This is a genomic window from Chitinispirillales bacterium ANBcel5, assembly GCA_029688955.1.
Classification (GTDB): Bacteria; Fibrobacterota; Chitinivibrionia; order Chitinivibrionales; family Chitinispirillaceae; genus Cellulosispirillum; species Cellulosispirillum alkaliphilum.
On record JARUKZ010000009.1, the window covers coordinates 1 to 21,820 of the forward strand.

Consider the following 21,820-nt stretch of genomic DNA (forward strand, 5'->3'; position numbering starts at 1 on the left):
GTTACTTTAAATTACTATCTGAGCAATTGATGATACCAGCTTTTTTTTACTATGGGCGAAAAAATCAGTGTTAAGCAGCGTATTGGACCGCAAAATGGTAGGATTGTACGGGGTAAAAGCGGTCGGGGGTGCCATCCGTCTACAGGAAAAGGGAAAGCCCGGGGTAGAAGAAAGCCCCGGGCAGAAGAAAGCCTGGGCTAATATAAGAAAACCTTTCAGGTTATTATAGAGACATTCACAAGGTTTGGGTTAAGGCAGAGAGAATTGCGGTGTGATCAAATCATTAAAATCATGGCATTTACATCCTGTCCAAACAAATCATTCGGAACTTCGATATAATACCCCAAAGGGGTTATTTATATTAGCCCCGGGTTTCCTACCCGGGGCGGTTTCTAACCGGGGCGTTTGGTATTCCCGGGGCGATCTTGTATCTTCTAAGGCAAAAAGGTTTTTGGGACACCTGACCAATCTGTGATTCCCTTCCTCCCGCGATAATAGCCCAAGGGTCCCCCCAAACGGATCCCTTCACGCTTTCGCCATTGACGCCCGGGGGTGACCCAATCTATCGCCTTTAGCCCCATAAAAATCCTGCTATCTATTTCCTATCAATGATGCACCGTTAGATAGTCGTCCTTACAGGACATGTTCCTCCGTGAAGATCGAAAAAGAGAGTGTGTGTGTCAAAAAAACAGGGTGACCCAATCCATTGCCTTTAGCCCCATGAAACTCTTTCCTATGATCATTAATTAGTAATTTTGGTATCGCCTTTAGCCCCATAAGTAGCCTTCCTATTATCAACACAAATCAGGGATTCAAAAGATGCGCACTTTAAGAGACTAAGAATCAATATAAGCATAGCCAGAGAGGCAGAGTGTAAGAGGGGTAGAGAAGTAGAGGGAAAGAGGGGGAAAGAGGGGGAAAGAGGGGGAAAGAGGGGGAAAGAGGGGGAAAGAGGGGGAAAGAGGTAAAGCGGGTTTATCTACACTCCCGCCTTCCTCATCATATCACCCCTGTTGATACACCTACTCTTCTTCGTCACTGTCAAGAGGAATGATTGTATATTCCTCTGTTTCTATGTTTTCATAGACTTCATCTAACTCTTCTTTAGGTTCACCCCAACTATGTGAGTCTTCCACTTTTCCTTCATATTCCAAAAATTCGATAACCGGCTGGAGCTTGTGTCCATTAATTTCTATGTGCTGGCCATATGATACTCCATCCTGTTCAACTTCGGTAATCTTTGCATTGTCCGGAAGGTCATAGACGGCGGTAACGGTGATAACTGCTTTCATTTTTACACTCCTGTGTTTTTTGTAGAAGAAGTAATTGTTAAGTAATCTAAGTTAATTATAGTATAATCAGATGAAGGTCAAGAGCTGCTGTACTGTGAGTAACTGAACCGCATGAAATATAGTCTACTCCTGTTTGGGCAATAGCAAAAGCGGTGTCAATAGAGATATTTCCGCTCGCTTCCAGTTCTACAGATTTTTGTTCTGTGTTTCGTTTGTTTACGCAATATTTCATTGTATCAATACTCATATTATCAAGCATTATTCTGTTTGGTTTCATATCCAGTGCAATACAGAAATCCTCTACCGACTGAACTTCTATCTCAATTTTCAGCTCTGTGTATTTTTCTCTGTACCGGAACGCTTTAACCAGCGCTTCTTTTACACTACCGGCTTTTTTGATATGAGTATCTTTAATGAGAATCATGTCATAAAGCCCGAAACGATGGTTGAAGCCTCCGCCATCCACAACTGCTTGCTTCTCAAAAAAACGCAAACCCGGCAGAGTTTTACGGGTATCAAGAAGTTTGGTGTTGGTTTTAGAGAGTTTTTCTACGATTGATGAAACAGCTGTTGCGATGCCGCTTAAATGTTGCAGAAAATTCAAAATGGTTCTTTCACCCGCAAGAATTTGTTTAACTGGACCATGCAGTCTGCATATTTCTGTTCCGGGTTTAAGTATATCGCCATCTTGGGAAATCATCTCTACTTTCACATCCCCCCCGCAGGCATCAAAAACAGGAGCGATTAAGTATGAACCAGACAATATGCCTGACCCCTTACTCTTTATAAGTGCATCCCCACGATCGCCATCATTAAAAATCGCGTTACTCGTAACATCACCACTATCGCCTAAATCTTCATTAAGAGCTGTTTTGACAGCGGATTGTATCAGCTTCTCTTTAAATTGTTCCATCATAACCCTGTGAATTTTTAAAACTACTGTCTGTTTAAAAACGCATAAGTGGGATTAAAGCTTATGAGTTATGCCAATCTGTACTTCAAACACAGAATTGGTGTCGCCAAACTTTTGCAGATCACTGCTTTGATCACTAAAATAAAACTTAGCAGCCGCAGTTAGAAGACAATTAAAAAAAAGAGGCAGGGTTGTGATCTCAAATCCACTTTCAAAGCTTAGAGAACTAAAGAACGAACCATTTGGTGGATACAGTGCCCCGTTTGCTTGAGTAACATAGATTATGCCATTGCTTATAAATGGTAAAAAGGTCTCATCGAAAGTGAAAGAAAGGTCAAACGAGAAGTTTTTTGTTTCCTCCTGGGTGGTATCGATTACATTAAAGGAGTTTTCAGTTTTGTAATCACGCTTAAAATATGCCTGAAACGATGTACCCGGGGTGGGGTTAATCCTGAAATCAAGGAAAAACCCCTGGGTGTTCCTCTCTTCTGATAGAATCGAGTTTGGGGTTTGCAGTGACAAGGAATTACCCGAATCGGCGCTTTGAAACATAGTTCTCTGTCTCATGTAACTTCTTCCAAACTGCTCTGTTACAAACTGGCCAGACTCAGTAATAATACCAGCTGCTGCATGTATCCGGTTAAGATTGAGGAAAAAAGAGGGCACCTTCACTATAAAACCTTCATAAGATCCCAAAAGATGACCATACTCAACAGTTGTACCAAATGCAAAGTTATAATCGGAAAACAATTCCCCCTCAAACCCGACACCCACTATATGTACAGACGGTTCATTGAGATCATCTGTCGCAGTGAGTTGAGAGGTGTTATAAGTTTGGTTTTCTTCAGATGGTTCACTGCTTTGATTCAGGTCAAAATAGTACCCAAACCCAAAATTATAAACCGAAGGTTTCAATGAAAGATGCACCGCTCCAACCTCAGGGGCCAATACGTTTTGGAGAAATGTAGTTAAGAATAGATCAGGATTTCTTCTATGCTGAATGACTAATCCTGCATCCCTGAAGAGCGAATTGTAGTTATTGCTGTTAAAGTTTCTTACGATAAAGCCGCTTGATACTGTCAGGTCCGAAAAAGAGCCCAGTTGAATAGAAGTGTTTTTTGAGCTGAAAGTAATATGATCGACCATATCTATGATACCTTCCATAGATGTTGGACCGAATATAAACTGCCCTTGTGCATTTTTCAGCATCCCGATTCGGATACCTGTATAGAAATTTGAAAAACTGTGGTGGGCTGTTAAAAAAACCGATGGGCTTACAGCACCATCTCCCGCTCTAACAGCAGTTTTTACTCCAAACGAAGTAGTGCGCTTTGGGGGAGTGTTTTCTATGGAACTCCAAAATGAATGATTGCCATACTTTTCTTTGAGTATGCTGCCCCAGATAGAATTAATACTGAAGATATAGTTATCCATCCCTTCATCAACATAGGGCTCAAGTTTTTTCTCCGCTGCTCTTCGTTCTCTGGGGGCTTGATCATCGGTTGGATCTATTCCTGCGGCTTCAACCAAAGAGGAGATATACTGTTCTCCAAAAAAATGCTCAAGAACAGTGAGGTGTCTTGTTGTCATATAAAGAGGTGCTGTAGGCTCGCGGTTTTGGAGAACCATTGAGGTAAAACCACGTTGAAGTATAACTGTTCTTTGCTGAGCGATGTTTCTTATGGTTGCTCTTCCCTCTAATACCTGAATTCCGGTTTCTCCGGCCTGTGATTCCGTAAGGGTTGATAGAGCTCCATCCTCTATTTCGCTTACTGCGTTAGCGGTATAAACTCTTATTAATGCATCAGAGTTGGTTCTGGTGAAAACACCACCTTCGAAAACTGTAATATTGATTTCACTGATCTCTTGCTGATTATCTACATTCAAAAGAGCTTTTGAGTTTGAGCCCAGAATAGCCATATCAAGTTCATTAAATCTGATCGTTAATCTCGTTTGAAACAATGATTCAACCAGATCATTATCACCCAATCGATCTCCTGCTCTTAAAGTTTCCCAGGCACCTCTTTGATTTCGCTGAACCCGGGCAGTCCCTTCCAGAGAAGTGATTTCAAAGTCTGCTTGTGAATAAGCTGGTAGCACTAAACTTAGAAACAACAGTACGCAGCACCACTGTTTTATCTTGGGGCTAAATTTGGATGGAGTAGTGTATGTTGCTTTGCTCTTCCACCGATGGTGAGAAAAGATGTGGCACAAAAAGCAAATTTTATAATCCACCAATTCTTTTAAGGCTAGGTGTTTCATCAAAGACCAGTCAGTATGTCAGTTTGGTGCAAAAAAACGCTAAATAGTATTATAGATAGTATTCTATTAGAGCATAATTGTAAAGAACATTATACTCAGCAGGCTGAATCTTTTTGGGTACTTTTTTTTGAATGATGGATACTAAGTGATGTTTAAAAACAGCTCGCTCACTGATTGATTGAAATGAAGACGGTTAATTGTAGCGGCAAAGCGTGAGGCCAGTGAGTGAATTTTTATGAAACTTAACTCTTTTACAGGCTCAATCTGCGGTATGGTATCGGTGGTATGCAGCTCAAAAAGCCCATACTTTTGGTGCGCTTCAATGAGTTTTTCCAGGTATTGAGGTTGAATTTTGTTATGGCTTATGGCTCCATATATTTTTTTGATTCCATAGGTATCATGCAGAGATTTAACGGTATTAATCAGTGATGATCCGGTAACGGTTTCATCATCCAGAATAATTGCAACCTGTTTATCCGAAATATCTCCTATAATACCGATAAGGCTGGTTTTTTCTTTGCCCGGGCGGTATTTGTTAGCTATTGCGTAGGGGATGTTCATAGCATCTGAGAAGTGGATAGTAAATTTAGTCCCTCCTGCATCGGTTGATACAGCTACCGTATCGGTTGAATGCTTAAACTCGGAAAACAGTTCCACAAAGAGGTCAAGTCCGCTAAGGGCGATGAGCATCATCTCCGGTTCGTAAAAACCATACAGAGAGAGTGTATGGGGGTGGTAGGTCAGACATGCATCAGCACCAGAAGTTTTAAGTTGATCGACAAAAAGGCTTGCAAGTGTTGCCTCTCTTGCCATAAAGCTTGGTTTGTCCTGCCGTGAATAGGGGTTGTATGGAATTACTACGGTGATAGTGCGTGCACGGTGAGCCCGAAGGGTTCGTATTGCCTGTAAAAGCTGCTGCACGTTCTCATTGACGCTGTTGGCGGAGGTGTTATCGTGAATGCATTGAAAAACAAATGCATTGGCACCGGCCACGTGTTTATGTAGTCTGGGACATGTTTCTGTATCTTTAAATACTGTTGTAAGCGGCTGGTTTGAGGTGCCTATAAGCGGTATCTCTTCAAACTCATTACCGTTTTTTTTGAGCATCGATTCATATTCTGTTTTCACTGATTGTGCTAAGTGTATGCCATTGTTGCAGGCCACAAACAGAAGCCAGCCGTTTGGACCAGAAATGAGTTGTTCTTTTGCAGCTTTGAAGACATGAGAATTGATGAAAAAAGTATGATCATTACTCGTATTCATGCTCTTCTCCCTTAAGCTTAAACTGGCTGGGTTATTCTTCTACTTAAGCTCAAAAGTTCCACACCACCATTCATTTTCCTTTAATTCACCTGCAAGCTTGAAGCCATAATCAGAAGCAATAGAGATAATCTCTGTACGTTCAGAGAAAAGAAGGCCTGACCAGATAAGGTGACCGCCTTTTTTAATAATGCTACGTATATCTTTAATAAGAGGCACAGATTCAATATAGAGCATATTCATCGTTACTATGTCAAATTGAGGTATTTTACACAGTGCGTCTATAGTGGCTACTAAAAAATTTATCATTCCTAAACTTTGATTTACCCTTTTGTTTTCAGAAAGGTTTTCTCTGCAGGTTTTATCAATTTCAACTCCCAGGGTAAAAGCACTACCGCAAATATCTGCAAAAAAGCACAGCACACCTGACCCGGTTCCTATATCGAGTAACCGTTTGCCATCAATTAATTCTTTATTGTTAATGATTGCTTCAGAGGCAAGCTTGGTGCTCTCATGATGTCCTGTGCCAAAGGCCATTTTAGGCTCAATTTTAACCCAGGCTGATCGGTTTTTAACCGGCGGTTCAAGCCAGGCCGGGGAGACCCAGAACCCGGGTGCGACTTCAACGGGCTTTAGTGACTCGCGCCACTTCGCATTCCAGTCCTGGTCCTCGATGTAGCCAATTTCACAATCAGAAACAAAATAGGAGTCTTTGAGAAAAAGCAGTGTCTTCTCTGCTAAGCTTTTGTGAGTAAAATACAGTTTGAGCTTACTGAGCTCATCTGTAAGCTCCTCTTCCATTGTTCCTGTGGTTTCATGATCGTATGCAATGGCAGTGATGATATCGATATCCTCTTTTTTTACGCTGCAGGTAAGACAAAAACTTGGCATTCTTTAATTCCTAAGATGGTTGTTGAGAAATCGTGAACTGTTTTCCAGTTTGATCTTTAAATGTACTTTTTGCCCCAAAAATCGCAATTCCAAAATACTTAAGGTGATAAGGACAAAAAAAAGGGGAGGAGGGTAAAAAAAAGGATGAGCTGAATGTATCACTCAACTCATCCCTCAATGGGTACACTACTGAGAGAGAAATCTATTCGATAGTAAAATTAATGGTTTCGAGTACATCACTCTCACCATGAATAATCTCTACATGCCATGAGCCTGTTTCTTCTTCAGATATTTGTTTTGCGCTGAATGTACGCCAGCTTGGGGAATTAACACCAAGTGTTACTGCAGACTGAAGCTCATCGTTAAAATACCAATTGTGTGTTATCTTTGTTGAGTCTACTGCTCCCTCAATATGGCTAAAGCAGTACAGTCTTCCAATGTCAGATGAGAATTGATCCCCTGCACCTTCAGGTTCTCTATTTTCGATTGATGGAGCAACAGCAACACGACTCACCTTGATTTGATTGTCAGCAGGTGAACTGGCGGCTGTAGCCGGTGCTGCTTCCTGCGCTTCATCTGTGCTTGTCTCGGCAGCCGGGGCTGTTTCCTGTTCAGCTTCCTTTTCTGATGCCACGGCAACAGCTTCTTCGGTTTGTGCCTCTGCTTCTGCTGCTGCTTCACTCTCCTGTTGTTCGGCATAGGTCAGCATGGATGTGAAAAGAAGAACCGCGATTACATGACGGGCTTTCATAAAAGCCTCCTCCCTTGTAAGTGAATACTTGATAGCGATAAATAGTTGCTTACCTTTATATTAATAAAACGACAAGGTGGTAATCAAGTCCGATTTGAAAAAAGTGTTGATTTTGATTGCACGATTTGAGTAATCTTATCATTGCTATAATTTACAATTGATCTGGTATTGCTGTTTTTGGGTAGGGTTGCGGAGAAGAGGCATGGAGATGATTTTTATCCAATTTAATAAATTTTTTGACATAAATATTGTACATGTATTATCTTACATAGCTTATACCTTGAAATATTTTGATAAAAAGGATGTATCCGGGAATGATCATTGCCATAGACGGTCCGGCTGGTTCGGGGAAAAGTTCTACTGCCAGGGCTGTTGCCAGTAAGCTTGGGATTACCTTTTTAGATACCGGCGCTATGTACAGAGCAATTACCCTAAAGGCTCTGAGAGAAAATATAGCTCATGATGATGATGAGAAACTGGCTGATCTTGTGAAGAATACTAAACTACGCTTTTCTGAAACAGGTTCAAAAACATTGGTTCTTATGGATGATGAGGATGTAACTGAGCCCATAAGAGGGGAAGCGGTTACCAGTCATGTTTCAGATTATTGTGCCAGGGATGTGGTACGGGAATCGCTTGTTGAACAACAGCGCCAAATCAGCTCAGGAAGAAGTGTTGTTGCCGAGGGAAGAGATATCGGTACCGCTGTGTTTCCAGATGCGCAAATAAAGATTTTTATGTGTGCATCGGTTAAAGAGAGGGCACTTAGACGTAAACGTGACTTCGACAAATTGGGTATAGAGAAGAGTGTGGATGAACTGATAAAAGAGATTGAGATCAGAGATTTAAAGGACTCCACACGTAAAAATAGTCCTCTGTGTAAGGCTGAGGATGCGATAGAGTTGGATACCACGGGTATGACTCTGGAAGAGCAGATAGATTTTATTGTAAAAAAGGCATCCGCATTTCTCGGTACTGAGACTCGGAATTCCTGAAATAGTGTATTTTTTAAACCTTAACCAAAATGTACAGGGAGTCAGAACAAATGACTGATTCTGAAAAGAAGCCTTATGTAGGTGTTGATGCTTCAGGTAATGAAGTTGACCTTTCGGATTTTGAAGAAAGTTACTACAAACCCGGTCAAATTGATGAAATACTCAAAGACTACGACAAGTCACTCGAAGGTATTGAAGAGGGACAGGTTGTGCGGGGTAAAATTTTGCGTATCAATGATAAGGAAGTTATCGTTGACGTAAACTTTAAGTCGGAAGGTATCATTCCAATTTCCGAATTCAAAAATTATCAGGAATTCAAACCGGGTGATGAAATAGATGTTTTTCTCGAGCAGGTTGAGGATAGCGAGGGACAAATTATTCTCTCAAAATCACGTGCAGACTTTCTCAGGGTCTGGGACAGCATTTACAATGCTTATGAAGAGCAGGAAACTGTTGAAGGAAGACTTGTTAGAAGAATCAAAGGTGGAGTGGTCGTTGACCTGTTTGGTGTCGATGCCTTCTTACCCGGATCACAAATAGATCTCAGACAAATCCCCGATATGGATGCCATTATCGGTGAAACTTTCAAATTCCGCGTTATTAAAGTAAATAAAGCAAGAAGAAACATCGTGGTTTCACGCAGAGTTATTCTGGAAGAAAATCGTTATGCAATGCGTGAAAAAATACTTGCAGAGCTTGAGAAAAATCAGGTTCGCGAAGGAACCGTTAAAAATATCACCGACTTTGGTGCCTTTATCGACCTTGGTGGTGTAGATGGACTGCTTCACATTACCGATATGTCATGGGGAAGAGTTAATCATCCTTCAGAAATCGTAGCTCTGGGTGATAAACTCAATGTAAAAGTCCTCGATTACAACGAAAATAAAGAACGTATCTCACTGGGACTCAAGCAGCTTACTGAACATCCATGGAAGGGAATTGAGGAAAAATTCCCCGAAGGATCAAAAGTGCGCGGTAAAATCGTTTCTATTACCGATTACGGTGCTTTTATGGAACTTGAAAAAGGAATCGAAGGATTAATTCATATCTCTGAGATGTCCTGGACTCAGCACATTAAACATCCTTCCAAAATTGTTGGAATCGGTGATATTGTGGAAGCAGTTGTACTTAAAATTGACAAAGACAGCCAGAAAATCTCTCTTGGATTCAAGCAGCTCGAACCGGATCCATGGGAAAATGTACCATCAGAATTCCCTGTCGGTACTATTGTAAGTGGAAAGGTACGAAACATCGCCGCCTTTGGAGCTTTCATTGAACTGAAAGAGGGCGTAGACGGACTGATTCACATCTCTGATATGTCCTGGACCAAGAAAATCAACCACCCTGGTGAAGTACTGAAAAAAGGCGATACCGTAGAGGTGAAGGTGCTTGATATCGATCAGGATAAAAGAAGAATTTCCCTTGGGGTTAAACAGCTTACAGAGGATCCCTGGACAGAACTTGCTCAGGAATTTACTGTAGGAACAGAGATTGAAGAGTGTGAAATCGCAAGAATTCTTGATAGGGGAGTGATTGTAAACATTGCACCCGATGTTGAAGGATTTATACCTCTCAATCAGCTTGGTCAGGAAGTTAACCATCCATCAGCAATATTTAAAGTGGGCGATAAGATTCCTGGAAAAGTAGTTGAGTTTGATCTTGAAGGACGTAAAATTGTCCTCAGTGTCAATGAGTATTTTAAAGAAAAAGACTCCTCGTTGTTGGAACAGCACAAGGCAGCATTTCCTGTGTCTGAGGAACAACAACAGGCAGCTAAACCTGAAGCACCAGAAGCTACTGCTGAAGAATCCGCAGAGGAGAAATCTGAAGAAGGTAGTGAAGGTAAAGAAGAATAAAGGCAGCTCTAACTCGCTGTACTTCATACAGGAACGGGTGGTTCAAACGAATCATCCGTTCCTTTTTTCAAAGCACCTTTTCCATTGAACTGCTACCTTCAGGTTATTAAGTGTACCATTAATGGGGAGATACCTACCTGGGATTAATGCCGTAACCTACCATATGTTTGTTTAGGCAAACACACCAATTCATCATCCCCCTAATAAACATACGCTATATCAAATTTACCGGCACTAACCATATAATACTTCGTTAAGAATTTTGGCTTAGAATGGGCTTTCCTACCTTACGCTCTCTGCCGTAGCCCCGGGTGCCGGCGCAAAAAAGGAATCCAAGCGCTGAAGGCGCGGCATATTCTTGTGGTATTTGGTGTTGCAGGAATAATAATATCACAACCCTTTTTTTAATTTTTACTTCACAATGTTAAGTAAATTGGACTCTGTTTTTTCATTTCTAAGTCACTTAGGAGCTTCATTAGAACCCTTTTTTTGATTGCTAAGTCACTTAGAAGCCTCATTAGAACCCTTTTTTTCATTTCTAAGTCACTTAGGAGCTTCATTAGAACCCTTTTTTTCATTTCTAAGTCACTTAGGAGCCAAAATTAGAACCCTTTTTTTGATTGCTAAGTCGCTTAGGAGCCAAAATTAGAACCCTTTTTTCATTTCTAAGTCACTTAGAAGCCTCGTTAGAACCCTTTTTTTCATTTCTAAGTCGCTTAGGAGCCTCATTAGAACCCTTTTTTTTATTTCTAAGTCACTTAGGAGCCAAAATCAGAACCCTTTTTTTGATTGCTAAGTCGCTTTTAAGACCAGTTGAACAGTCTTTTGATCAAAATGTTGCTAATTAAGGTAATTTTTTGTTGCTTGGGAAAGAATTTTAGAAAAGGGATGCAGAGATCTTTTTTACTCCCATATCTTGAATCTATTCCCCGTGATCCTATTCCTCAACGCTCTTCTTCCCAGGCATCTTCTGTCCTGCGGAAAAATCGCGCGTTGCTCCTAAGCTGACGCTCTCTAATATTTTTCATATTTCTTGAATTTAATTTATATACCCGTATCCTTGTTGGTTGCTGGTAATTTTTAACCCGTTCTCATCAACGATTTTTTTCCCTGTTAGCGGATGATCATTGATTAAATTACCAACGAATTCCCAGCGATTATTTGAATTTTTTACAGTACGAGTAGAAAAGGTGCTTCCAGCCTTATACCATACAAGAATCGAGTAAACTCTAATAACAACACTGTCATATATTGATAATGCGACATTGTATTCTAAAGCACCATTTTTATGTTTGGTACGAGTATTCTTTGAGACATTATACCAAAACTGTCTTGTTGCATCATAGAGGTCAATTTCACTTAAGGATGTTGAATAGGTGCGATTAAGGAAAAATGTCATGTACTTTTCGTTTATTTCATTAATGCATACAGGAATAGAACCGTGTAATCGTTCGATTTCTCGTATAGTTAATCTGCCGTTTTCAATTCCATGACCCCTGACTACATTTGTAAGGTTGTCAATACCTATTGTATCTATAATTGCAGCTTCAACTTCAAAGGCTGATTTTTCAGATTCCAAGCCGTATCGTAATATTTCAATTACAGGTTCTTTGCCTTTTAATCGAATTTCTTTGATTTTTTGATTCTTTGCAGATTCTTTTGAAGTTGTGTTCAGATGATAAAATGCACGATTATTTCCGGAAGCTTTTCCTACATAGAAAATTACATCATTAAAAGGATCTATCAATGCATACACGTAATAGCCTAAAGCATTCTGAACCTTTTTATCAAATCTGTTCATTTAAATAAAACCTCAAAATATTCGCTTAAACTTTCATCTTTCTTTTTCTGCTCTCTCAGCCAGCCATGACGGCTGGCTTCTGCTGTTATGTGAAGCAGTGCCACTGTTTTTATATTTTTTTAGTTACAACAAATGCTAAGGGTATTTTACCTTTTATTATCTTAAATTCGATTATTTTGTATTTATTAGATTCTGTAAAATTTTCAAATTCACTTATAGACCATTTTTGATAAGCTTTAAAACCTACTATTGACATTAAACTTGATATGAATCTAGTAATAAGGTTTTCACCATGGCAATATGTTGGTGCAATCAATATACCATTAGGTTTTAGTACCTTATATACAGATGACAATGCTCTTTCTGGGTTAATCATAATATGTAAAACATTTGATGCTATAACAATATCAAATGACTCTTCCATATAATCTAACTCATATGCATCTTGTACTTCAAATTTTATATTTTTAATTTTTGTTTTATTTAATTTTTCATTTGCTACATTTACCATCTCAGGAGATATATCACAACCATATACTTTATTTGCTTTTTCAGCTATCTCTAAAGTAATAATTCCTGTACCCGATGCTATTTCTAAAACATCTTTAGATGAATCAATGTATTCGAGAATATATCCTATTAGCAGATTATATGTCGGTTTAATTTTTTGTATTAATGAATCATATTTCTTTGCATAATTGTCCCAAAAATTCTTCTCTTTATTTTGTCTATCTTTACTCATATAACACCCCCCCTTAGTGGCATTGAATATAAAATTTAAGGATTCTTTGTGAAATGCACCAAAAGCACCATCTTTGGCACCATCCGCGGACCAATTTACAAAGAATCATGTTGAACAGAGCCGCTGTTTACGTGCATTTCGTGTTCAACATCTTATCATCTTCCCCTCAACGAACAGAAGCTTAAATCACCAAACTGTGAACTATAATCAAAGTTCCCCATTCCCCCCAATTTCTTGTTTTTTCGTGCATTTCGTGTTCAACATCTTATCATCTTCCCATCAACGAACAGAACCTTAACCAACAAACTGTGATCTCTAATCAAAGCTCCCCTTTTTCCCCAATTTCTTGTTTTTTTTCGTGCCTTTCGTGGTTAACATCCCATCTTATTCCCAAAGAACAGAAGCTCAAACCACAAAACTGTGATCTCTAATCAAAGCACCAGTATTTAGCCATCAGCAATTCAAAAAAGCTTATCGAGGGCAAGAGCTGACAGTCCAGCAAGCATTTCAAATTTTAGTAGTTTTGAAGTTTTAGCAGCTCTACGGGTAAGTTTGTTTCCAAACAGGTTCAAAAACCATGTCCCGTGTAGTGGTAGAACAAAGAGTGAGCATACAATCACATAGATAAGCCCAAAATCACCCAGAGCAAATGGCACAAAGAGCAAAGTCAGGTAGAGCGCAGAAGTAATGACCAGAATCTTTTTAAGGGTGTTTAAGGAAAGAACTGCTGATGTTTTATGGCCCGCAGCTTTGTCGCCTTTAAAATCCTGTACATCTTTGACTATTTCGCGGCTAAAATTTAATAAGAAAGCCAGCAACGCAGGAATTAAAAGCTTCTCCCATCCTGAGTCTGGCAATGTCCCAAAAAGCAGAGCATAAGCGACCAACGTGGCTACTAAAAAATTACCGGCAAGGGGTGTTTTTTTTAAATAGAAGGCATACAGACTGAGGATTAGCAGTGGAACTAAAGTGGCTCCACTGTGAAATGAGGAGACCAAAAGCGCCGATACCAGAGCAATAACAACCAAAATAAGCGCATAAATACTGGCTGCTGATTTTGTGATGAGCCCTCTGGGCAGGGGACGATGTGGGTGATTAATACAATCAGAGGAGATATCATGGATATCATTAATTACATTCCCAAACCCTGTAGCAGACATTGCAGCTATCATCAAGAGAGCTGTGCCGGGGAAGTGAAGGTTCATCGAAAGCCAAATGCCAAGAAAAACTGCAAGACCAGTCATAACTACATTGGCTAAACGAATTAACTGCAAATAGGGGAGTAGCTTATTCATAAATTATATTTAATTAAATTTTTATACTGCCATTCAATATACAAATCGCTTTAATGCTGAAGCAAAAAGCTTTTTTCATTTTTGAGGGAGGGCCTGATTGGGAAAAATAATACTTAAACATAAGTGGCTTATAATGGTTGTGGTTGCTGCTGTGGGTTTCTTTTTGGACTGGTACACAAAACACCTGGCAGAATCGAAGCTGACGATGGGAGTGCCGGTATCTGTGATAGGTGAGTATTTTCAATTTTTACTGGTCTATAACAGAGGGGCTTTATTTGGCTTCAATCCCGCTAACTGGATCTCCTGGTTTCCAACAACGTCGTTTTTTCTCGGTTTCTCCGTTATTGCCGTCATTTTCCTCCTCTTTTATTACCGATCGTTGGCTAAACATGAAATTATTCTTCACTGGGGTTTGGTAATGATTTTACCCGGTGCCCTTGGGAATATGTTTGACAGGATTATTCATCCCCAAAAGGGTGTTATCGATTTTTTAAAGGTTGGGATATCACAGGATGTTTACTGGCCAATCTTCAATCTGGCAGATGTGTATCTGACCATTGGAATCGGATTAATACTACTCAGTTATTTTAAAGAGAGAAGCGAAACAGTTCCAAACCATAGGGAAGTAAGCGCTACTTCCAACAGTGCTGAAGAGAAAAAGGTTGAAACTAAGGAAAGTTCTAACTGATGTCCGATAATGAGGTGTTAAGCTATACCGTTGAATCACAAAAAGTTGGTGAGAGAATCGACTTTTTTCTCTGCAATGAAATAAAACGCTTCTCAAGATCATCGATTCAGAAGTTAATTGCTGTAGGAAAAGTAACGGTAAATGACAGAGTGGTTTCAAAAAGTACCAAACTTACTAAAGATGACACCATTCGGGTTGAGCTTGAAGACACCCTGTTTAAAGGGGATACAAGGCCTGAGCCACAGGATATACCTCTTGAGGTGCTCTATGAAGATCAGCACATCATAGCGGTCAATAAGCCTGCTGGTCTGGTTGTACATCCCGGTAATGGTAATCCAGATCAAACGCTGGTAAATGCACTTCTTTTTAAAACAGAAGAGTTATCGGGTGGATCATCGGCAGAGCGGCCCGGTATTGTTCACCGGCTCGATAAGGACACAAGTGGGGTTATTCTGGTTGCGCGTAACGATGAAGCGCATTTGGAACTGGCCAGGATATTTCTTGAAAGAAAGATAGAGAAAATTTACAACGGTTTTTGTATAGGAACACCACCCGTTACAGATGGCAGTATCGATCTACCCATTGCGCGAAGCAGGCGTGATCCGTTAAAACGATCTGTGCACATGGGGGGTAAACAGTCGCTTACCGAATACCATGTCCATAAATCCAGATGTGGTATCTCCTTTATGCGCTTTAAGCTTCATACAGGCAGAACTCATCAGATACGTGTGCACTGCAGTCATAGCGGATTTCCCATTTTGGGTGATACGCTATACGGTGGTGGAAGAGAGCGGCTTTTAAGAATTGCACCGATGGAACGAGCTGCAGCGTTTGCCGTGTTTAAAACATTTTCCAGACAAGCCCTTCATGCCAGATCTCTTCGCTTCATTCACCCTTTCAGTAAAAAGACAATTGAGATCAAAGCACCCTATCCTTGTGACTTTTTAACGGCTATGGAGTTATTTGAGGTCGAATCAGGCTCAAGATAATCCACTCATTGTATTTAGCAGGGGTATAATTATGGCGACACTAAAGCTCCCCAAAGCTCCCTCAGTGCTCTTTTTCTTCGGTCTTGCAGGGGCGGGAAAGAGCTTTGTAGGGGATGTGGCAGCACGAGCTACAGGCAGGTTTCTTTACCATGCAGATGATGACCTTACAGATGAAATGAAAAAAGCCTTAACCGAAAAAAGGCGTTTCACAGATGGAATGAGAGATGAATACTTTACCATAATAGCCAAACGAATAAGTGAACTTCAGAAAACCTACAAGACTCTTATTGTAACACAGGGAGCATATAAACGAAGAAATCGCCGCTTTCTTTCATCCATAATTGAAGACATGGAGATGGTATGGGTTGATGCTGATGAAAAATTGATTCTAAGCAGACTGCAAGCCCGAAGCGGTATCCTGAGCGCAGAGAGTTTTTTGACCCTGAAAAAAGATTTTGAACCCCCGTTTGACACCAAAAAAGTAATTATAAACAATAGTACAGAAAAAGAGATACTGGCTCAGCTAAAGCGCTATTACGGAGATTCTTGAGTGGGTTTCCGATAACAGAAAAAGGGGTTTTAGTAGCCTTTTACTGTTAAAGATGTTTTTTCTGTACTGTGCTCTTACCAAAGCAATCCGTTTTTTTAAAAAAAACCATTTCTTCCCCTGTATCTTAATTATTTTACTTTGAATTGCCGGTTTCCAGAAAGTACCTCTCTGACTCGTTTCAAAAAGGGGGCAAACTTATGCCTGCGACATTAAGCGCCAATAAAACACAATATCTTTTTCTTTGCGGAGATCTGGAAGAAGATACCTTCAGGGTTATCAGTTTTAATGGTACTGATAAGATTTCTACCCCGTACCATTTTACGGTGATATTAAAATCATTAAGAGACGATATCGAGGCTGAGGATCTAATAAACAGAAAATCTTCTCTCTATTTACTTCACCAATATGACTCCTACTCTTATTCGGGAGTAGTTTTTGAGTTTGAATACCTTGGCACAGAAGGCAACGAGAGCATTTATAAGGTGGTGATGGTACCCAGGCTTAAGTTGATAGAGATGAATAGTCAAACCAGAGTATTTCTAAATATGAGTGTACCTGAGATTATTCAGAAGGTACTGGATGATGCAGCGCTTACCGATTACTATGAATTAACTACCAATGACTCTTATCCACAGAGAGAATCAGTTTTGCAGTATCAGGAATCGGATCTCAATTTCATTAGCAGGCTCATGGAAGAGGTTGGGATTTTTTACTTTTTTTCTGAAGATCCACATGACATGCAGGATCCCTGCACCGTAAAAGGCGAAAAACTGGTGATTACGGACACTTCTTCATCCTTTAGCAGCATTCCGGGAGATCCTGAAATAATTTTCAGGACACAATCGGGGCAACTGGAGAGTAGTGGTTCAGAAACTTTGGAGTCGGTAAATAAGTTGGTGTGTAAGAAAAGAGCTGTTCAAAGGGCAGTGATGGTGAAGAATTACAATTATCGCACACCTGAAATTAATCTTTCTGCTCACAAGAAAATTGATAGAGGTATTGCAGGTACTGTCTATAACTATGGAACAGAATTTTCGGATATTGATGGAGCAGAACAGGCTGCCGGAGTTGTTGCGGACAGAATCGTTTCCAACAGTGCCGATGTTTCCGGTGAAAGCACCAGTGCCAGATTCAGAGCAGGGTTACGATTCGATTTAGAACAACATAAACGCCAGAAGTGTAATGATAACTATCTTATCTACTCTGTGTTTCATACCGGAGGTCACAACACCTTTGGTACAGGCGCACTCAGGCCTACATACGCCAATAAATTTACTGCTGTTTCATCTGAGTTGGTTGAAAACTTCAGACCCAAAACAAATGCCCATATTCCCAAAGTGTCTGGTGTTATAAGCGCAATGGTGGAAACAAACGGCTCGCAGTATGCGAGTCTTGATGAGATGGGGCGCTATAAGGTGCGAATGCCTTTTGATGTAAGTGGTACCCCAAATTCAGAGGCTTCAAAACCAGTTCGTCTTGCTCAGCCCTATAGTGGTGCCAACTACGGGATCCACTTTCCTTCCCATGAGGGAACTGAACTCATTATGGCATGTATTGACGGCAACCCTAACAGGCCTGTTGCTCTGGGTACTGTTCCCAATGCCAACAATGTCTCTCCTGTTTCAAGCAACAACTGTATGGAAAACATTATCCGTACAGCTGGTAAAAACGAAATCCTGTTGGATGATACAGAGGAGAAACAGAAGATAAAGATCAAAACGGCAGCTCTGAACTCGGCGGTCCTTGATGATGAAAACCGACAGCTCTTTTTGCAAACAACAGATGGAAATAAAGTACATCTTGATGATGAAAACGAGTGCGCGTCATGGAACGCGGGGAAAAATAATATCTCAATGAGTTACAAAAGCGGCGAAGAGGGAATAGTAATTACTACCGCAAATGGTAATATAATTAGATCTGATGATGAAAATAAGTGCATTACTATTCAAACAAGTGCTGGTCATTGCATACAGCTTGATGATGATGCCGGGACTATTGTACTTGCTGATTCAAAGGGAAAAAACAGTGTTACTCTTGATGGTTCGGATGGCCTGATTCTCGACTCCAAAGGAGAGATCACTATCAAAGCCATGAAAGATATAAACATTGAAGGACAAAACATCAATTTATCATCTACTCCTGGCGAAATTAATGTCAAAGCAACACAGGATCTGTCACTTGAAGGTTTGAAGCTTAATCAAAAGGCAACTACCGATGTTGCCATTGAGGGAATGAATACCAGTATTAAAGCGAATATGAATGCTTCAATGGAAGGCAATCTGGGGGCAGAAGTCAAATCAGGCGTGCAAACTAAAATCAGCGGTACAATGACCGAAGTCAGTGGAGATGCTATAAATACCCTGAAGGGTGGTATGGTGATGATTAATTAACTACTGTAGCTTCTATAGGCTACAGTACTCTCTTTACCGTGATATGAGCTCAGTGACAAACTTTGCCGAATCTAAGCTTATGAATCGCATTACAAACCATGCTATTATTAAAATTGAAGTAAGAGCGCTTCCAAAGACCCACAGTGGTAAAATGCCGGTTTTCTGAACACCTTTTTTCTTCTTAGCAACAGACATACGTATTGCATGCGGTGAAAGAGAATCAATTCTGTTTTTATCCAGCTTGATAAGTGTTCTGGCAAGATCTCTGATTTTCTCCTCTCGCTCCTCTGCATTGCCTATCTTGTATTTGCCTTCAAAACCAAGAGAGAGGCAAAGGTAAAAGACTTCAAGGGCATCCAGATTTTTGGCTGGTTCCTGAAGAAGCAGGTCTAATTTCTCATAGAATTCTTTTCCTGCAATATTGTCGCCGTAGATTTCAAGCTGCATAGGATTAACGATCCACACATCTCTGGCTTCACCGGGTACCGATAAAACAGTTTCATCCAGCAGTGCTATCAGTGCATATTTTACTGCTTCTGTTGTTTGTTGCGCAATTCCGATGGCAGAACAGTTTTTTTCAAATTGAGTGATAAAATAGAAAATGAGCTTTCTAAGAGCTTTGGTTTCACCCAAATCTTCAGCATCGCGCATCTTTATTACAATTAAAAACAGATCTGTACAGAGAGTGCTGAGACTTTCGCGCCTGAATCCTCCTTTGGATAGATTCAGGTCCATGGTCTGAGATATTATTGTTTTGGTAAATGATTTTGTAGCCAGAATCAGCCTCCGTTTGTCAGGAGTTTAACGCCAGAAGTTCAAGTTTTAAATTAGGGTAATCATTTGGAAAATACAAGGCAAGAGAACCGGTAGCCTTTATTCCATCCCATAGTACATGTTTTTGGTTAACTGAAAAATAGATAAAACCCGGTTTGGAAGAAAGATCTGCCGGAGGATTTGAAGCATACATAATAGGTAAACCGGGCATAGCAGATTGAATAAGTGTATCGAGCTGGTTACGAGGGCTAATTTTAATTCGGGAAAGACAGCCTACAACCAGCTCCTTTTGGGGCAGATCTGCCTGAACACCTAAATAAAAACTTGCAACATCAAAGAGCTTCTGGTCATTGATTGTGGCAAGGTAGGTAGCAGGGCTAATTTCTGAAAGTGGTATTACTGAGCATCCGGCCTCTATATCAGCTCCCAATATATTGCGAACTACCGTTTCAAGTTGCACAAAGGACATTGATAGTGATGAGTGTTGATATGGGGGCAGCGAAGCGATACTGGTGTCTGCTGAAAAGGTGCATAACGCTCCGCTAAACTGAAGTAATACTAAGTAAAGGTCATAAGGGTGAACATTGGGGTTGTTAAACAGATGATTTAAAACAGGTGTATAGGTATTAATTGTTTGAAGAAGAGCCATTGGAGTCATTTCTGTAGAAGCAAACTCTGCAAAGCCTCCCTTTTGCTGTTTTCTGCCCTGAGAGAGATTGCTGCTTTTCGCGAGAAGCATCTCAAGCATTGACCTAAGTTGAGAACAGAGCGTTCCTGAAGCTGAGATATGGAGTATGGGAGGGATAAAACTTTTATCTACTATTACCTGCCCGTTTGCAGTCCTGATCAGTCTTGCAATGGGCATAGAGGTAAAGTTGTCTCTGGATTCGTTCGCAAACAAAATGGTGAAATTGGTTTGGGCTGTTTCTATATCTTTTTTTTGCTGCCCGAACACTTCATCGGTAAGCGATTGATTTCTGCTCTTGTATCTGGCTGCTGTTACTGAAACATTTGGCTCTGTTACAGTAGCCCTTCCGGGAATAGCAAGGGGTAGTGCAAGGTAAACATCCAGTGACATCTGTTCATGGGAGAAAAAGTCTTCAAAGCTTCGGGTTTGAGGCAGGGAATCGCTGTCCGGGATAGAAAAATAGGTCCCATCGGGCATTACACCTTTTGCGGTGTTTAGTGAAAAAGTGTTGTTGGCCAGGGCATCCATATTGATGTCGTACTGCAAAAAACCAAAATAGAATTGGTTATATGCAGAAAATCGGGACTGCATGGATGAAAGCAGAAACCGTTCACTCTGCTGAAAGTGCTGAGGCTGTAAAAATAGTCCTTCTTTCCATACTACTTTGTCGTTAGTGAACATAATTTTAGTTCTCCCCTGACCAAATAAACGGTTTTGATTTCTCAGTCTTTTGGATTAATGAAATATTTGATATGTTATAACAAGAAATCATATTATTATATTGCGGATAAATTATATTGTGCATAACCCTTTTTGGATGCAAGCGCCTTTATCATAATATAGTTTATCGCTAAAGAGATGTACATAATGGATATGCATCTAAGGTACTGTAAATTAATTTAGACCCAAAGTATGTCTCTTTTACAACAATAATGGAAGATGATATGAAAAAAAACTATCCATTTAAAATATTTAGTATAGTAGTTCTCTTCTTTGGTGTTGTTTGGGCAAACGAGGGTACTCTTTCTGTTATAACAGATCCACCGGGAGTGGAGATATGGGTGGGGGAGAACTTTATAGGTAATTCGCCTGTTAATGAAAGAAGGTTGCCTGCTGGAAGATACAATGTGCGAATTGTGGATCCTGTGCAGAGAATCAGCCATTCTGAGCAGGTCGTAATTGAAGCCAATAGAAGTGTAATGCTTGAAAAAAATCTTGCTCGTCGCTACGGTAAGCTTGAGGTGAACAGTGAACCAAAGGGAGCAGAGGTTTTTTTAACGGTACCACTTGGTACAACACCTGTATCAAATGACTTTATTATTCCCGGTCAGTACCTTGTTGAAATCAGGTATCCAGACCAGGAGTGCTCATTTTCAACAAAAAATGTAGTCGTTCGTGAAGGACAATCTGCTTTTATCACTGACACGCTGAAGTTGGTGGTGGAGGAGATTGAGGAGGAGCCCCAAAAACTATTTACCCCTAAAGCATGGGCCCGTATTGGGCTTGGAGTTGGTGCGTTGGCTGGAATGGGATGGGCAATCTATGAAAACGGACTGGCCAGAAAGTTTCGATCGGAATTCAGGGATAATAGAGCATCTTCTGCAGAGGTACGCAGGAATATTGGAATTATTACCGGCTCTGTATGTGTGTTGGCATTTGAGATTATTGCATTCTTTTAATTAG

The 21,820-nt window shown here is 40.4% G+C and carries 18 protein-coding genes; 7 read left to right on the forward strand and 11 right to left on the reverse strand.

All coding sequences use genetic code 11. The annotated features are described in order from the left end of the window. Nucleotides 1-1,022: 1,022 nt before the first annotated feature. The 6 genes from QA601_06515 to QA601_06540 all read right to left on the reverse strand — a co-directional run bounded on the left by QA601_06515 (nt 1,023) and on the right by QA601_06540 (nt 7,369). Nucleotides 1,023-1,292: a hypothetical protein gene (locus tag QA601_06515; GenBank protein MDG5814720.1), complete on the reverse strand. Its 270-nt coding sequence runs from the start codon at nt 1,290-1,292 to the stop codon at nt 1,023-1,025. Between the two features lie 55 nt (nt 1,293-1,347). Continuing rightward, on the reverse strand, nt 1,348-2,208 hold the full coding sequence (gene nadC / locus QA601_06520) for a carboxylating nicotinate-nucleotide diphosphorylase (GenBank protein ID MDG5814721.1): 861 nt from the start codon (nt 2,206-2,208) through the stop codon (nt 1,348-1,350). A gap of 51 nt (nt 2,209-2,259) precedes the next feature. Continuing rightward, nucleotides 2,260-4,320, reverse strand: a complete 2,061-nt coding sequence (locus QA601_06525) for a hypothetical protein (protein ID MDG5814722.1) — start codon at nt 4,318-4,320, stop codon at nt 2,260-2,262. 288 nt (nt 4,321-4,608) lie between these two features. Further along, the gene (gene prs / locus QA601_06530; GenBank protein MDG5814723.1) at nt 4,609-5,730 is read right to left on the reverse strand and encodes a ribose-phosphate diphosphokinase; all 1,122 of its coding nucleotides are present in this window, start codon (nt 5,728-5,730) and stop codon (nt 4,609-4,611) included. A 39-nt stretch (nt 5,731-5,769) separates the two neighbouring features. Further along, a complete protein-coding gene (locus QA601_06535; GenBank protein ID MDG5814724.1) occupies nt 5,770-6,618 on the reverse strand; it encodes a 50S ribosomal protein L11 methyltransferase in 849 nt (282 codons plus the stop codon). 202 nt (nt 6,619-6,820) lie between these two features. Then, on the reverse strand, nt 6,821-7,369 hold the full coding sequence (locus QA601_06540) for a DUF2914 domain-containing protein (GenBank protein MDG5814725.1): 549 nt from the start codon (nt 7,367-7,369) through the stop codon (nt 6,821-6,823). Nucleotides 7,370-7,683: 314 nt separating this feature from the next. Here QA601_06540 and cmk point away from each other — a divergent pair, with 314 nt between their 5' ends. Together cmk and QA601_06550 are read left to right on the forward strand one after the other, a co-directional pair. After that, nucleotides 7,684-8,364 (forward strand): (d)CMP kinase, encoded by a 681-nt coding sequence (gene cmk, locus QA601_06545; protein ID MDG5814726.1) that lies wholly within the window; start codon nt 7,684-7,686, stop codon nt 8,362-8,364. 50 nt (nt 8,365-8,414) lie between these two features. Then, nucleotides 8,415-10,220, forward strand: a complete 1,806-nt coding sequence (locus tag QA601_06550) for a 30S ribosomal protein S1 (protein MDG5814727.1) — start codon at nt 8,415-8,417, stop codon at nt 10,218-10,220. Between the two features lie 1,039 nt (nt 10,221-11,259). On the opposite strand, the gene QA601_06555 is transcribed toward QA601_06550, so the two are convergent. The 3 genes from QA601_06555 to QA601_06565 form a co-directional block, all read right to left on the reverse strand. Continuing rightward, nucleotides 11,260-12,021, reverse strand: coding sequence for a hypothetical protein (locus QA601_06555; GenBank protein ID MDG5814728.1), 762 nt, complete (start codon nt 12,019-12,021; stop codon nt 11,260-11,262). A gap of 109 nt (nt 12,022-12,130) precedes the next feature. Next, nucleotides 12,131-12,763 (reverse strand): class I SAM-dependent methyltransferase, encoded by a 633-nt coding sequence (locus QA601_06560; protein ID MDG5814729.1) that lies wholly within the window; start codon nt 12,761-12,763, stop codon nt 12,131-12,133. A gap of 461 nt (nt 12,764-13,224) precedes the next feature. Further along, nucleotides 13,225-14,058, reverse strand: a complete 834-nt coding sequence (locus QA601_06565; GenBank protein ID MDG5814730.1) for a geranylgeranylglycerol-phosphate geranylgeranyltransferase — start codon at nt 14,056-14,058, stop codon at nt 13,225-13,227. Between the two features lie 97 nt (nt 14,059-14,155). On the opposite strand from QA601_06565, the gene lspA reads away from it, so the two are divergent. The 4 genes from lspA to tssI all read left to right on the forward strand — a co-directional run bounded on the left by lspA (nt 14,156) and on the right by tssI (nt 18,675). Next, nucleotides 14,156-14,746, forward strand: coding sequence for a signal peptidase II (gene lspA, locus QA601_06570; protein MDG5814731.1), 591 nt, complete (start codon nt 14,156-14,158; stop codon nt 14,744-14,746). Next, complete coding sequence (locus QA601_06575; GenBank protein ID MDG5814732.1) at nt 14,746-15,735, forward strand: RluA family pseudouridine synthase; 990 nt, start codon at nt 14,746-14,748, stop codon at nt 15,733-15,735. Before lspA ends, QA601_06575 begins: the two co-directional genes overlap by 1 nt. A 31-nt stretch (nt 15,736-15,766) precedes the next feature. Continuing rightward, nucleotides 15,767-16,285: an AAA family ATPase gene (locus tag QA601_06580; protein MDG5814733.1), complete on the forward strand. Its 519-nt coding sequence runs from the start codon at nt 15,767-15,769 to the stop codon at nt 16,283-16,285. Between the two features lie 197 nt (nt 16,286-16,482). Beyond that, on the forward strand, nt 16,483-18,675 hold the full coding sequence (tssI, locus tag QA601_06585) for a type VI secretion system tip protein TssI/VgrG (GenBank protein MDG5814734.1): 2,193 nt from the start codon (nt 16,483-16,485) through the stop codon (nt 18,673-18,675). Nucleotides 18,676-18,708: 33 nt separating this feature from the next. Here the strand turns inward: tssI and icmH are convergent, their stop codons facing one another. Further along, nucleotides 18,709-19,410 carry a type IVB secretion system protein IcmH/DotU gene (gene icmH / locus QA601_06590; protein ID MDG5814735.1) on the reverse strand — a complete coding sequence of 234 codons (702 nt, stop codon included), beginning with the start codon at nt 19,408-19,410 and terminating at the stop codon, nt 18,709-18,711. A gap of 58 nt (nt 19,411-19,468) precedes the next feature. After that, nucleotides 19,469-20,818, reverse strand: a complete 1,350-nt coding sequence (gene tssK / locus QA601_06595) for a type VI secretion system baseplate subunit TssK (GenBank protein MDG5814736.1) — start codon at nt 20,816-20,818, stop codon at nt 19,469-19,471. A 263-nt stretch (nt 20,819-21,081) separates the two neighbouring features. Here tssK and QA601_06600 point away from each other — a divergent pair, with 263 nt between their 5' ends. Beyond that, entirely contained in the window at nt 21,082-21,816 is a 735-nt protein-coding gene (locus tag QA601_06600; protein ID MDG5814737.1) for a PEGA domain-containing protein, read from the forward strand. Nucleotides 21,817-21,820 lie beyond the last annotated feature (4 nt).

What these genes read in the sequence shown, in the direction of transcription:
- tssK (MDG5814736.1), bottom strand. Translation starts at nt 20,818, where the DNA reads ATGTTCACTAACGACAAAGTAGTATGGAAAGAAGGACTATTTTTACAG.
- nadC (MDG5814721.1), bottom strand. Translation starts at nt 2,208, where the DNA reads ATGATGGAACAATTTAAAGAGAAGCTGATACAATCCGCTGTCAAAACA.
- QA601_06560 (MDG5814729.1), bottom strand. Translation starts at nt 12,763, where the DNA reads ATGAGTAAAGATAGACAAAATAAAGAGAAGAATTTTTGGGACAATTAT.
- icmH (MDG5814735.1), bottom strand. Translation starts at nt 19,410, where the DNA reads ATGGACCTGAATCTATCCAAAGGAGGATTCAGGCGCGAAAGTCTCAGC.
- prs (MDG5814723.1), bottom strand. Translation starts at nt 5,730, where the DNA reads ATGAATACGAGTAATGATCATACTTTTTTCATCAATTCTCATGTCTTC.
- QA601_06550 (MDG5814727.1), top strand. Translation starts at nt 8,415, where the DNA reads ATGACTGATTCTGAAAAGAAGCCTTATGTAGGTGTTGATGCTTCAGGT.
- QA601_06535 (MDG5814724.1), bottom strand. Translation starts at nt 6,618, where the DNA reads ATGCCAAGTTTTTGTCTTACCTGCAGCGTAAAAAAAGAGGATATCGAT.
- QA601_06515 (MDG5814720.1), bottom strand. Translation starts at nt 1,292, where the DNA reads ATGAAAGCAGTTATCACCGTTACCGCCGTCTATGACCTTCCGGACAAT.
- tssI (MDG5814734.1), top strand. Translation starts at nt 16,483, where the DNA reads ATGCCTGCGACATTAAGCGCCAATAAAACACAATATCTTTTTCTTTGC.
- QA601_06575 (MDG5814732.1), top strand. Translation starts at nt 14,746, where the DNA reads ATGTCCGATAATGAGGTGTTAAGCTATACCGTTGAATCACAAAAAGTT.
- cmk (MDG5814726.1), top strand. Translation starts at nt 7,684, where the DNA reads ATGATCATTGCCATAGACGGTCCGGCTGGTTCGGGGAAAAGTTCTACT.
- QA601_06600 (MDG5814737.1), top strand. Translation starts at nt 21,082, where the DNA reads ATGAAAAAAAACTATCCATTTAAAATATTTAGTATAGTAGTTCTCTTC.
- QA601_06555 (MDG5814728.1), bottom strand. Translation starts at nt 12,021, where the DNA reads ATGAACAGATTTGATAAAAAGGTTCAGAATGCTTTAGGCTATTACGTG.
- QA601_06580 (MDG5814733.1), top strand. Translation starts at nt 15,767, where the DNA reads ATGGCGACACTAAAGCTCCCCAAAGCTCCCTCAGTGCTCTTTTTCTTC.
- QA601_06540 (MDG5814725.1), bottom strand. Translation starts at nt 7,369, where the DNA reads ATGAAAGCCCGTCATGTAATCGCGGTTCTTCTTTTCACATCCATGCTG.
- QA601_06565 (MDG5814730.1), bottom strand. Translation starts at nt 14,058, where the DNA reads ATGAATAAGCTACTCCCCTATTTGCAGTTAATTCGTTTAGCCAATGTA.